We start from the raw sequence: 12,834 nt of genomic DNA on the forward strand, positions 1-12,834 counted from the left end.
AACATGCTCTACGCTGACTAGACCAAAGCCTTTGATGACGCCTCATGCATGCTCACGGTTTGAGTTCTATTGTTCGGCTTTTTCTTCGCACCGTTATCGGCATGGTAATGCTTGGTTTGCTGCCGATAGCGGCTCATGCGGCCTCAGTACCTTCCTGCCAGCAGCAGGCATCCGATGACTGCTACTTTTCGTTTCAACCCGCACCGGGTTCGGGGCAGCTGCACTACTACGCATCGCAATCAGCAGAAGCTGCAGCTGGGCCAACTGGACCCCGTTCGGCACTGATCGTGATCCATGGCCATCCGCACGATGCCAACATCACATTCAATGCAGCGCTGGCTGCATCAAGCTTGGCGGACACCAGGAAAAACACCGTCATTATCGCGCCGGTTTTCCAGGTATCGCCTGATGAAGCCAGCAAGTGTTCGACAGCCGGCGTTCCCACGGCGCAGACCGGCGATCTTCTATGGACCTGTGCCAGCTGGCTGGATGGTGGTGAAGCAGACAACGCACGCGGCATAACCTCGTTCACCGCATTGGATGCGCTAGTCGTTGAAGTCACGCGACGGTGGCCAACGGTAAGCGTGGTAACGATCGCTGGCTTCTCTGCCGGTGCGCAGATGGTGCAGCACTACATTGGCTTTGCGGCAGCGGATGTTTCCAGCAAGGTGGCCCTCCGCTACGTCGTCGCCGATCCAGGAACGTGGTTGTATTTCGACGGTGTACGGCCTGTCGCAGATGGGGACCCGACAAGCGAATCCACTTGTGCAGATGCGAGCTGCCGCTTCCATCTCGCTCCACCGATCAATGCCTGCCCCACCGTCAATCAATGGAAATACGGCACCGATGGATTACCTGCTTCACTGAAGCGCGCAGCATCAGTTGCACGCGCGCATTACGCCAGCGCTGACATCTTCTATCTGGAAGCCGCACAAGACAGCGGCACCGGTAGAGGTACGTACTCGCACATCCTCGACAAATCCTGCGCCGCTGAAGCACAGGGCAGCTTTCGACTGCAGCGCGGGCTGGCTTACGCTGCGTACGATCGCCAGCTTCTCGCGCCGAACAAGCATCGAGCCGTCGTGGTTATCCCCGACTGTGCGCATGATGTGACCTGCGTATTCACCTCGCCTACGGCACGTGCGGCGCTACTCAGTCCATCACACTGAAGCGTAGCATTAGTTGAATCGATGGTTTGTCGTGCCTATCGCGCAATTGATCTGCACACATGTCCCAAGACCCACTATTTGCTGCACTGCCGCGAGTCTGAACCGTAGCGATATTTGTAAAGAAGTGTAGTCAACGTGTTGCGGACACTTCACGTTCTCTACCCTGCACGCCCGCCCTCAGCCACACATCGAACGTAGCGGGCCAGCTCGATAGCGGCATGGGAGATGCCGCGCGCGGGGTAATTATTCCAAATCAGACACACATGAGATGGTGTTTCCTTGCAGGACGCCAATGTCCATAGCCTTACTCACTCTTGCTCACCCAAATAGGATGAAGTGATGAAAACCAATGCAACGTTTCGCCTCAGCGTGATCGGCCTGGTGGCTTTTTCGGCATTCGTCTCGGGCACCGTCATCGCACAGGACACCGCCGTTCCCGGCCATCCGCGTGTCAATGAAGTGAACCAGCGCCTGAGCAATCAACAAAATCGCATCCAGAACGGCGTTGCCGATGGCAAGATGAACGCCAAACAGGCGGCCCGCGATGAGAAGCAGGACTCCAATATTGCCCAGCGCGAGAGTGCTGACGAAGCCAAGCACAACGGCCATCTCACCAAGGGCGAAGACAAGCGCCTGAACAAGTCCGAGAATCAGGACAGCCGTCGCATCCGTCGTCAGAAGCACTGATCGATACCTTGATTCGATCCCGGGTGTCGATCGGGGCCGACACTGCCAACGCTGTATGCTGCTCAGCGTGCACCGCCGATCCTCATCGGTGGTGCACTTCTTGATCTGCCGATTCGAAGCAAGCCTGTACTCAGCGCCAATCGATTATTCATCAATACGGAAATCAGAAATGCCTCTTCGTGATGAGTGATCTCCATCACGCTTTATGCGTACGCAACACGCTTCAGCCATCTTGGCCCTCACGCCAGCAATGCATCGACTATCTCGATAATCGCACCGCACGTGGTGTTCGAGGATAGTGAGCCATGATTTTTTACGAGATTCCCTACGAACAGGGGAACATACAGACGTGGCATCTGGATGGATTGGCCGAAGGCCGCAAGGACTTCGATTCCCGTGTCGCCGCACTTGCGTTCGCGATGCAATCAGCCAACGCTGCCGTCAAAAAATGTGGTGACCAGGCGTGTATCGCCATTCAGGGTGCCGACGGCAATTGGCGCACGTTCGGCCCTGACATGCTTCCGTTCAAATAGTCTGCTCAGACTATTTGAATCGCCGGTTCATCGGATACATCAGGAGATGGCAACGCAGGAATGCGCAGTGTGAAATGCGTCCCCTGACTCGGGATGGACCGCACCTGCACCGTAATACCCAGCGCCTCGGCCGTCCGCTTGACGATCCATAGGCCCAAACCATGCCCTCCGGACCTCGCCTCCCCTTGCCGGAAAGCCTCGAACAGCGCATCGATGGCTTCGTTCGCCATGCCGATACCCGTATCGATGATATGCAGCGCGACGTGATCGGAGTGACGGCGGCAACCAATGACAACCCGTCCGCCCGCTTCGGTGTACTTCACCGCATTGGCCACTAGGTTGCCGACCAGCGTTTCGAGTTTGGCGGCGTCGCTGATCACCTTCAGGCGTGTACGCATCACGCGAAAGCGAATCTCCTTGTGTTCGGCGGCCGGCGCAAAATTGGCACTGATATATTCAAGAATATCGCCGAGGTTTGTATCGGCGAAATTGGCCAACGTAAAAGTCGCCCTGACACTAGCCGCAATAAGCATGCGATTAAGGCCATTTTTGATGGTTTCCATACCGCCATCGGCCAGCTTGAGGCGCTTGATCTGCTGCGGAGCCGCGTCCGGCAACAGGCTTTGCACCGAAAGCGATGCCACAAACAGCGGCTGACGCAGTTCGTGCGCTGCATTCGCCAGCAGGTGGGCACGGTAGTCACTGCTACGTTCGCTGTTCTTCAGCATCTTGCGTAACTCCAGCAGCAGCATTACCTGACGCGCCAGCATGCGCAGCGTGTCTATCTGCTCAGGTGTCAAGATGCGTGTGACCGTATCCACCACACAGACCGTACCCACTGAGACGCCGTCCGCCGTCGTGATCGGTGCGCCGGCATAAAACTTCAGACCGGGATCGTCGGTGAACAAGGGGTTGTTGGCAAAGCGTGCGTCGACACTGATATCGGGGATAATCAACACATCATGTTCCAGCATGACATGCACACAGATCGACGCATTGATCAGCGTCTCCGACCCACCCATTCCGATCTCTGATTTGAACCACTGCCGCTCGGCGTCAATCAGGGTAATCGACGCCCTCGGCGTGCCGCAGACCATCGACGCGATGCGAGCGATGTCGTCAAAGGCAGCCTCACGCGGCGTGTCCAGAATATCGTAGGAATGCAGTACCGATAGTCGCCGGGATTCAACCAACGGCGGCAAAGTTGGCGTGGAATATTGTTTCAACAAGCCCCCCAAAGGTCATCCGAGAAATTTTGACAGCTCGATCCATTTCGCCACAAGGCGATACGTCACTTTAGACGTCCACCTGTATTGTCTGTTTTCTGGAAGTGTTGTTGATGTGATGATGCCAGAAGCGAAGAACAGTCTGTAGCTCGCGCTGAAGATCAGCGCCGCCATCCGATCTTCAGCGAGCTCACCAACGGCAGTGGTACTTCGCCATTAGGGATCAGGGATCCGCCTTACTGCAGCGGCGGCCTGCGCTCACTCCACGGCTGCGCCTGCTCCAGTTGCGCGGCCAAGCGCAACAGCATCGCCTCATCACCAAAGCGCGCCACAAACTGCACGCCGTAGGGTAGTTCTGCGCCACCCGTTTCTGCCGGTGCCCAGTGCAGTGGTACCGACATGCTCGGCGTGCCGGTGAGGTTGGACAGCTGGGTAAACGGTACGCGCTGCAAACTCGTCGCCACCAATTTGTCGACCATGCCACTTTTGAAAAGCAGCTTGCCCGCGCCCAGCGCCAGCACGATTTTTGCCGCGACCTGCTGCAGCGGCGGCGTGGCTAGTTCACCGATGCGGTTGGGTGGCTGCGCCGCTGTCGGCGTCAGGTAAAGATCGTAGCTTTGATGAAAACGACCCAGCGCACGCGCATAGTCGTTCCAGCGCGCGCGCTGATCCACATAATCACCGGCACTAAGCGTGCGACCGAGCAACGCGAGCACGCGCGTCTCCAGTTCAAACGCCTCGTTACCTGCGCCGGTGAGACGCCTGGCCTGCGCGATACTCGCCGCCGCCTGGCCGAAATACATGGTGATGAAACTGCGTGCCAGCGCGTGGCCATCGACTTCGGGCTGGGCAGGCTCCACATCGTGGCCAAGATCCGTGAGCAGCTTTGCCGTGCGCATCACCGCCTGCACGTATTCGGGATGCACCGGCGTACCCAACGGCGATTGCACGCTGTAGCCAATGCGCAGCTTGCCCGCCGGCCGCTGTATCTCTTCCGCGTAAGAGCGCTCGGGCGGTGCGATCACGAACGGTGCGCCGACGTCGGCGCCAGCAATGGCATCGAGAATGCGCGCCGAGTCGCGCACGCTGCGCGTCAAAGCATGCTGGCTCGATGCGCCATCCCAGAACTCGCCATGCGCCTGCCCGCTGGGCACACGACCACGCGAAGGGCGCAACCCAAACAATCCGCAGTAAGACGCAGGAATTCGAATCGAGCCGCCACCATCCGACGCACCCGCTGCCGGCACGATCCCCGCCGCCACGGCCGCCGCCGCACCGCCGGATGAACCACCGGATGTACGGTCGAGATCCCACGGGTTGCGCGTGGGGCTGCCCCAGATCAGCGGCGCGGTCTCGCCCTTGAACGCAAACTCGGGCGTCGACGTCTTGCCGAAGATCACCAGCCCCGCATCGAGAAACCGCTGCACAATTTCTGCATGCCTGGTCGGCGTCCAGTGGCGCAGCGCCCTGCTCCCGGCAGTGGTCGGCACGCCAGCGTAATCCTGCGCAATGTCCTTGATCAGAAAAGGCACGCCGGCGAACGGACCGTGCAAAGACATCTTCACCCGCTCGCGCGCCATCGCATCCATCGGAATGCAGATCGCCGCAAGTTTTGGATTCACCTCGGCCGCTCTTGCCATCGCAGCCTCCAATACCTCCGTCGGCGAAACATCGCCGCGGGCGATCAGCTCGGCCAGACCGCTCGCGTCGTAGCGGGTGTATTCCTTGAACATGGGCGCCTCATGAAAACGGGATGGCGTGGATTGAACTCACGCAGATTACACAGGTTCCCTTTGAAGCGCCTTTGATCGTTCAAACAATCTTGTTCGTGCAGGATCTGTTGCACATCGATTGCACAGACCATGCGCCTGCATCAAGGTCAAAAGGCAAAACCGGGTCGCACCGAACTTTCATATTGCTTCACGCTGGTCGTTAATGAGGAACTCTGACCTCATGCGTCGGCACCGCATTTGCTAGCCATACGATTCCTTCCGCACGTCACGACGTCGCATCACCCGTCTTGCCGGGAATCGGTCGTTTGCTGATCGGTGTTTCCGGCACGCCGCCCGGCGTGATCACCGGCGCCTTGCGTGGGTCGCTTGGTTCGGGCCTGGTCGGTGGCGGAGAATACGGATGTGGAACCGGTGGCTCTTGCTGCGGTAATGGGGGCCGCGGGCCATTCGGATCAACCGGCGGATCAATCGGTTCGGGATGACGCGGTATCGGAATTTCACCGGGTTGCTGCTGTGTCACGTGGTTGCTCCTCGACAGAACATCGGTCGGGTCGTTCAGTCGGCTTTCTTGCGCGTGCGCGCAGCCTTTTTCGCGGCGGCGGATCGCCCTGCTGCACCCTTCGTCTTCACCGCCTTTTTCGCGGCAGCCGAACGCGATGCAGCCGTGCGTTTGGCACTGGCCTTTTTGGTTTGCGCAGACAGCGCCTTGGTGGACGCTGCGCTGTGGCCTTCCTTCTTCAGCGCCTTGGTGATCGCCTTCGATCGTGTGGCCGACGGCTTGTGCGGATGCTTACCCGCCGTCGTATCCTGCGCGGCCTTTTTCTTTACCGTCTTGCTGGCCGTTTTCGACACCGGCAACTTGACGCCGTCGCGCCGCGCCTCGGACAGACCAATCGCAATCGCCTGCTTGGCCGAACGCGCGCCGTGCTTGCCCTTGCGAATATTTTCGATCACCTCATGCACATACTCACCCGCCTGCGTGCTGGCGGACTTGCCCTCACGCTTATCCTTCTTCGCTGCAGCACGCGCTTTCTCAATAGCCATGGCGATGCTCCCGCATGTGGCGTCGACTGGCGACAGTGCCCCGATTTAGCGCGCGGCGCTGTGGATGTCGTGTCAATCAGGAGTTTGACAATGATTTGGCGACTGTTGCATTCACTACGATGGGACACAGATGCACGCAGTCGAACAGACGCAATACGGCTACCCTGCTATCCGATCTTCAGTGTTCGAAAATATAGCAATGCTCAAACTCCATAAACGCTACGCCCCGCGCCAGAATATGAGTCATAGATATGTGCAAAGGCTCGCGCGAATTTTTCTTGCTGAAGATCGCGCGTAAAAGGGGCCGGCAATTTTCTCAAACCAACTTTGAGTGTCTGCATCACACCAGCCTTGGCTTGCTGCTTCTCGCGCCAATCCAGCACGAGCTTTTCTCGCTTGAGCGTTTCAAGTAACTCGCGACAGCCGGCCTTGACCTCTGCCTCTTCTTTCTTTGTAAGCACTGGCTCGGGCTTGGTGAGAATGTCGAAGAGCGCCAGTTCTTCCTCGGTGAGGCCCTCAGCAACCGCTCGGCGATCTTCCTCACTCAACTCGCCGACAAAATCCACCATCTCTTTGAAAAAAGTCTCGATGTTCTTGCTGCCGGCGTTGTAGGCATCGATCAGCTTCTGGAATTTCTCGGCGAAATCCGCACGCGAATGATTGAGCTGCAGCATCTGCGCCAGCTTGCCTTCAATCAGACGGCGCAACTTCTCCGCCTCGGTGCGCTTTTTGCCTTGGGCAAATTTCTCCTGCAGCGCCGCGAAGTCGATTTCGGAGAGATTGACCAGTTGCGTGGGCTTGTCGGTCTGGCCGATGTGATAGCCCTCGGTGGCGATGGAGTCGTTCAACAACTCCTCCACGTCCGCCATCACCGCGGAGATATCCGGCTGTTCCGTCCCGGCGCGCAGCTTGGCGGCGAGATAGGCCACCAGCACCGCCAGCGGTGCCAGTTCGTTCGCCATCGGATCGGGCAGGATCGCCTTGAACAGGCGCGCCACACGATTGGCGATCTGCACGTAGTGTTTCTTGCTGGCGTCCGACTGCAGGATCGCCTCGATCGCATCATCGATAAAACCGATGCGCTCGAAGCCGCGCGAGCAGGCAATCGCATCCAGATCCACGCCAAGCACCTGACAGAACCCGCGGGCTTCGCCGATGGCTTCGCGCAACGCCGCCACCAGTGCGTCCTTGCTCAGGATCGGTGAACTGCCGCCCTTGCCGTCGACAGGCTGCGCATAAATCGCCAGCGCGTTCTGCAACGCACGGAAAATGCCGACGTAATCCACGATCAACCCGGACTCCTTGCCCGGCGCCACGCGGTTGGCACGCGCGATGGTCTGCATCAGCGTGTGCGCCTTCATCGGCTTATCGAGGTAGATAGTCGAGCAGGTCGGCACGTCGAAGCCGGTGATCCACATGGCGCAGACGAACACCAGCCGCAGCGGGTCTTTCTCGTCCTTGAACTTCTCGGCCAGTTCCTCCCGCACCATCCGTTCGCGGTGCGGCCGGATGTCCAGGCCCTTTGCCTGCAGATCCTCCACCTCGTTCTGGCCCTGCGATACCACCACCGCCATGTCGGTGTCTTCCATCAGGCGGATGCGTGCGATCAATGGCTCACGATCTTCGCCATGTGCCTTGGCTAGGTCTGCCTTGAGACGTTCGACCTCGGTGTGCCAGCGCGCGCGCACCTTGTCGAACATGCGCACGGCGGTCGCCTTGTCGATGCACACCATCATCGCTTTGCCACGATAGCCACGCCCGGTGAAATGGCTCACCACATCGGCGGCGATCGCTTCCAGCCGATCCTCGCGGGTGATGATGTGGTACTCGCGGGCAAACTCGCGCTCCAGCTTCTTCTGCTGCGCCTCGTCCAGCTCGGCGTCATCCAGCAGCCGCTCCATGTCGGTATTGAGCTGCTCGTTGGTCAGCTGCACCTCGGGGATGCGGTTCTCGTAGTACAGCGGCACCGTCGCGCCGTCTTCGATGGAGCGGGCGAAGTCGTACACGCTCACGTAGTCGCCGAACAACTCGCGGGTGCGTTCGTCCTCGCCCTTGATCAGCGGTGTGCCAGTGAAGCCGATGAAACCCGCGTTGGGCAAGGCATGGCGCATGTTCAGCGCAAAGATGTCGTACTGGCTGCGGTGTGCCTCATCGGTGATCACGATGATGTCGGAGCGCTCCGACAGCAACGGATACGGTAGGCCCGGTTCATTCCGGAACTTCTGGATCAGGGTGAAGATGTAACGCTCATGCCCGCGCAGCAGCTCCTTGAGATGCTCGCTGCTGCTGGCGCGCACATCCTCGCGCGTCGTCGCCCCGGTCGCCTTGAAGGTCTTGCTGATCTGCTCGTCCAGTTCTTCGCGATCGGTGACGATCACGAAGCTCCAGTTGCCCGACTGCTTGCGCAGCACCTTGTCGGCAAAGAACACCATCGACAGCGACTTGCCGGAACCCTGGGTATGCCAGAACACGCCCAGCCGTTTGCGCTCCGCGCCCTGCTCCGCTTTCAACTCCACCAGCCGCGCGATGGCCTTGTTGACGCCGAGAAATTGGTGGTTCTTCGCCACCTTCTTGATCAAGCCGCCCTTGCCTTCCTCGAACAGCGTGAAGTTCTCCACGTAGTCCAGCAGGCGCGCCGGCTCGCACAGGCCATGCAAGGCAACTTCCAGCGACACCTTCCGCGGCGGCTCCGGCTCGTCCTCGTCCAGTACGCGCTTCCAGTCGAAGAAATGCTCCCACGCGCTGGTGAGCGTGCCGACCCGCGTATCCGAGCCGTTGGACAGCAGGATGAAAGCGTTCGGATGGAACAGCTGCGGGATCGACTGGCCGCGATAGTCGCGCAGGTTGTCGTCGAACGCGCTCTTCAGCGGCACCGACGGCTTCTTCAATTCGATGAACACCAGTGGCAGGCCGTTGACGAAACCAAGCAGGTCGCAACGGCGGCGGTACATGTCGCCGGCCACCCACATCTGCGAGGTGAGAAAGAAGTCGTTATTGGTCGGTGTGATCCAGTCGATCACGCGCACGGTCTCGCTGACCTGTCCACCGTGCTCGTCCGTCACGGTGACCTGCACACCATCCTTGAGCAGTTGATAAAACTCGCGGTTGGCATTCACCGCGATCTGTCGGGAACGGTCGCGAGCCAATTGCTCGACCGCCTGATCCAGCGCCTCGGCGCGAATCGCCGTGGGCAGCTCAACATTCAGCCGCTCCAGCGCAGCGCGCAGGCGACGCAGCAAGATCACCTCATGTTCACTGCTGCGCCCCTCGGTGCCCGCCGCACCGAAGGTTTCTGCAAACAGGTTGGCATACGTCCAGCCCAGCGACTCCAGCAACGCAATCGACGGCTGCTCCACCAGCAGCAGTTCGCCGTAACTCGCGGCGACCTCGCGAATGCCGGAGACGGGCTTCATGCGGCGATGGACTCGGGCGCGGGCATGGCGGAGACGTCCAGTTCGCCGGAGATGAGTTTGGGGAGAAGGAGGTCGCGGGTTGTGCGGAGGTTGGTGTTCTTCAGCGCGAGAGCTTTTACAAGCTTGAACATCGGACGAACCACGCTCTCGAACTGCGAGAGCAGCTCGCGAGTGGGCTGCGCCAACAGGAACGAATCGAAACACGCCTCACGTACCCGCTGCCTTCCCGATGCGCCTGACATGCTCTTGATTGCGTTCTCGCGAAACGGTTCCGATCGCGCCAGCAAGTACACAAACTCTGGTGAGAGAGTTCGAGATCTGAGCACGATGAACTCTGTGGAGCCAAACGCCGTGGCCTCGTCGTCGGGCAGAAATTGGACGAATCCCGTCTTGCCATTTTCCAGGCAGGGTGTGATTCGCGCGAACAAAGTATCGCCGTTGCGAAACTTTGAGCCGCTGTTGCCTTCGCGCTCACCCGGACTGCCAATCAGCATGGAGCCGTCGGATAGACAGTTCATCGGCAAGAATGGCTTCTGGCCCACCTTGGAAACCTTGGTGGTCGGGTTGATCTCCATCACCTGCGTCGCGGCAACGATCCCCCATCCCTCTGGCACCAGTCCCAGTTCGGAATCAACCATTCGCACGACCTCGTGACCGGGGAAGCGGAAACGGACGAACCACTCCTCGTAGATGCGCCGCGCCATCTCCTCCAGAATCGCGATGCGCCGCGTGCTGTTCTCGATCAGGTCGTCGTAGGCGGAAAGGATGGAGGCGATACGACGCTGTTCCGGAAGCTCTCGATATTGGATTTTCAGCTGACGTTGAGCCGTAATCCCGACATAGGGTCGTGTTGACTGAGCCGAGATGCTGCCGAGCTGATCCTTGAAGTACGTAGACCGGAAGGCAAAAGCGAGATAGCGATTTGAGAGCTTTGATTCCTCCGTTCGGTAGTAAGTCACCTGCGGAGTGAGCATGAGGTAGTCCGGCACATCAGGTACTAAGGCTACTTCGCCCACAGTTCCCTTATGAGTGAGGAGCACGTCACCAGAAAGCGCAAAACCTATCCGTAAGCTATCTGCACGCGACTTGGGCAGATGCTCGCATGCGTCCAGCAACAATCGACCATCACGAATGTTGCTTGCCATCACAAACGGGATGCCGCTCTTCACATATTCAGCTGACTTTGGGTGAAGTTCGCCATGATTTCCATCTTGAATTTCGCGGATGGCCCCAAGTCGCTCCAACTCTCCGATAGATATCAGCTTCATTGGTGTGTGATTATCCCAGCAATGTTCTCGGCAATGCGCAGCTCAAGCGTTCGAGCTTCTCCAGCTAGCACCTCAAACTCTTCGTTCAACTCCCGCAGCCGCTCCTCGAAATCGAACTCATCCGCCGCCCGCTCCCCCACGCCCACATACCGCCCCGGATTCAAACTCCATCCCTGCGCCTCGATCTCCTCCAGCGTCGCGACCTTGCACAGCCCGGCCACATCGGCATAGCGCATCTTCGGGAACACGTCCTTGAGCAACGCCTTGCTGCCCGCATCCAGCTCCGGCTTCTCGACGCGATACAGCCGCACGATATTGGCGAGGTACTCGACCTGCTCGTCGGTGAAGTCGCGTACCGCCCGCGTCACCTGCCGGAAGACCGCCCGCGCGTCGAGAAACAGCACCTGATCGCGTCGCTTCTCATCACGCGCCTTGCCCATGTCGAGAAACCACAACGTGCAAGGAAGCGTGACGGTGTAGAAGAAGTTGGAACCGATACTGACGATCACATCCACCGCGCCGGACTGGATCAGCTTCTTGCGAATTTCCAGCTCACTGCCGCGCGCATCGCCGGCCGAGTTGGCCATGACGAAACCGGCGCGGCCTTTCGCATTGAGCGCGGAGGCGAAGTACTGAATCCACAGGTAGTTCGCGTTGTCGGTGCTGGGCAGGCCCAGTGGCAGGCGCGGATCGTCCTTCAGGCGATCCTTGTCCACGCCGGAGACATTGAACGGCGGATTAGCCATCACAAAATCAAAGCGCTCCACACTCTTGTGTGGGTCTTCGTAGAAGCTGTTGGCCTCGACAATCTTGCCGGACAGGCCATGCACGGCCAGATTCATCTTGGCCAGCTTGACGGTGTCGCTGGCCTTCTCGGTGCCGAACACGGTGAGCTCGCTGGTGGCGTTCTTGTGGTGACGCCGCACAAACTCGGCCGACTGCACGAACATGCCGCCGGAGCCGCAGGCGGGATCGAAGATGCGGCCGTGATACGGCTCGATGATTTCCACGATCAACCGCACGATGCTGGTGGGCGTGTAGAACACACCGCCCTTCTGGCCCTCCTTCATCGCGAAGTTGCCGAGGAAGTATTCGTACACCTTGCCGAACGCATCGCCCTCCAGCTCCAGCGGCGCTAGCAGGCGCAGCAGCTCGACCAGGGTGGGGTTGGGCAGCTTGTTGAAGCTGCGTGGCAGCACGCCCTTCAGATCCTCGTTGTGCGCCTCGACCAGCGCCATCGCATTGTTGATGGCCTTGCCCAGGTTGTCGCCTTCGGTGAGCGTGAGCAGATGCGAGAAGCGCGCTTCGTCTGGCAGATACATCACGCCTTCGGCCTGATACTCGAACGGCTCCAGATCGTCCGGCGTTAGCCCCTTGGCGGTGAGCACCGCCTGCACATCGGTAAAGCGCTTGTCCGCATAGCGCAGGAAGATCAGGCCCAACACCGGCGTGGAGAACTCGGAGGGCTTCAAACCCGTATTGGCCCAAAGCTGGTCTGCGGTGGCCCACAGACGGTTCTCGACGGCGACTAGATCGGCTGCCACGTTCCACGTACTCCTGAACATTCTCGAAGAGCCCAGCACCCTGCCGGACTCCAATCCAAACCGCAGTATCCCGAATGCCTGACGGTCTGTCAGCTTGGGCTTACAGCATCGGTGTGCGCATCAATGAAAAAGCCCCGCGTTGCGGGCTTTTGTTTGGCAATGGCTAGAACAGAACAATCAAAGTAGATGATCGGCTTCGTCGTTGAAGGGCGATTCC

At 59.3% G+C, this 12,834-nt stretch carries 10 protein-coding genes; 3 read left to right on the top strand and 7 right to left on the bottom strand.

What is annotated here, in order from left to right; genetic code table 11:
* Nucleotides 1–287 precede the first annotated feature (287 nt).
* From HDE80_RS17580 to HDE80_RS17590, 3 genes are all read left to right on the top strand, one after another.
* Nucleotides 288–1,169, top strand: a complete 882-nt coding sequence (locus tag HDE80_RS17580) for a hypothetical protein (RefSeq protein WP_221437689.1) — start codon at nucleotides 288–290, stop codon at nucleotides 1,167–1,169.
* 339 nt (nucleotides 1,170–1,508) lie between these two features.
* On the top strand, nucleotides 1,509–1,856 hold the full coding sequence (locus HDE80_RS17585) for a hypothetical protein (RefSeq protein ID WP_184673062.1): 348 nt from the start codon (nucleotides 1,509–1,511) through the stop codon (nucleotides 1,854–1,856).
* Nucleotides 1,857–2,161: 305 nt separating this feature from the next.
* Complete coding sequence (locus HDE80_RS17590; RefSeq protein WP_184673063.1) at nucleotides 2,162–2,389, top strand: hypothetical protein; 228 nt, start codon at nucleotides 2,162–2,164, stop codon at nucleotides 2,387–2,389.
* A 5-nt stretch (nucleotides 2,390–2,394) separates the two neighbouring features.
* Here HDE80_RS17590 and HDE80_RS17595 read toward each other — a convergent pair whose 3' ends face one another.
* From HDE80_RS17595 to HDE80_RS17625, 7 genes are all read right to left on the bottom strand, one after another.
* Nucleotides 2,395–3,615, bottom strand: coding sequence for a GAF domain-containing sensor histidine kinase (locus HDE80_RS17595; protein ID WP_255483914.1), 1,221 nt, complete (start codon nucleotides 3,613–3,615; stop codon nucleotides 2,395–2,397).
* A gap of 236 nt (nucleotides 3,616–3,851) precedes the next feature.
* Nucleotides 3,852–5,348 (bottom strand): amidase, encoded by a 1,497-nt coding sequence (locus HDE80_RS17600; RefSeq protein WP_184673065.1) that lies wholly within the window; start codon nucleotides 5,346–5,348, stop codon nucleotides 3,852–3,854.
* Nucleotides 5,349–5,613: 265 nt separating this feature from the next.
* A complete protein-coding gene (locus HDE80_RS17605; RefSeq protein WP_184673067.1) occupies nucleotides 5,614–5,868 on the bottom strand; it encodes a hypothetical protein in 255 nt (84 codons plus the stop codon).
* A gap of 35 nt (nucleotides 5,869–5,903) precedes the next feature.
* Complete coding sequence (locus tag HDE80_RS17610) at nucleotides 5,904–6,392, bottom strand: DUF6496 domain-containing protein (protein WP_184673069.1); 489 nt, start codon at nucleotides 6,390–6,392, stop codon at nucleotides 5,904–5,906.
* Nucleotides 6,393–6,595: 203 nt separating this feature from the next.
* Nucleotides 6,596–9,805, bottom strand: coding sequence for a type I restriction endonuclease subunit R (locus HDE80_RS17615; protein WP_184673071.1), 3,210 nt, complete (start codon nucleotides 9,803–9,805; stop codon nucleotides 6,596–6,598).
* Entirely contained in the window at nucleotides 9,802–11,073 is a 1,272-nt protein-coding gene (locus HDE80_RS17620; protein ID WP_184673072.1) for a restriction endonuclease subunit S, read from the bottom strand. The genes HDE80_RS17615 and HDE80_RS17620 overlap by 4 nt, the downstream gene beginning before the upstream one ends.
* Nucleotides 11,070–12,617 (bottom strand): class I SAM-dependent DNA methyltransferase, encoded by a 1,548-nt coding sequence (locus HDE80_RS17625; protein ID WP_221437690.1) that lies wholly within the window; start codon nucleotides 12,615–12,617, stop codon nucleotides 11,070–11,072. Before HDE80_RS17625 ends, HDE80_RS17620 begins: the two co-directional genes overlap by 4 nt.
* Nucleotides 12,618–12,834 lie beyond the last annotated feature (217 nt).

The organism is Rhodanobacter sp. A1T4 (assembly GCF_014207185.1).
Classification (GTDB): domain Bacteria; phylum Pseudomonadota; class Gammaproteobacteria; order Xanthomonadales; family Rhodanobacteraceae; genus Rhodanobacter.

Bases quoted from the DNA above. Each gene is read 5' to 3' on its own strand.
- HDE80_RS17610 (WP_184673069.1), bottom strand. From the start codon at position 6,392: ATGGCTATTGAGAAAGCGCGTGCTGCAGCGAAGAAGGATAAGCGTGAG.
- HDE80_RS17620 (WP_184673072.1), bottom strand. From the start codon at position 11,073: ATGAAGCTGATATCTATCGGAGAGTTGGAGCGACTTGGGGCCATCCGC.
- HDE80_RS17615 (WP_184673071.1), bottom strand. From the start codon at position 9,805: ATGAAGCCCGTCTCCGGCATTCGCGAGGTCGCCGCGAGTTACGGCGAA.
- HDE80_RS17600 (WP_184673065.1), bottom strand. From the start codon at position 5,348: ATGTTCAAGGAATACACCCGCTACGACGCGAGCGGTCTGGCCGAGCTG.
- HDE80_RS17590 (WP_184673063.1), top strand. From the start codon at position 2,162: ATGATTTTTTACGAGATTCCCTACGAACAGGGGAACATACAGACGTGG.
- HDE80_RS17585 (WP_184673062.1), top strand. From the start codon at position 1,509: ATGAAAACCAATGCAACGTTTCGCCTCAGCGTGATCGGCCTGGTGGCT.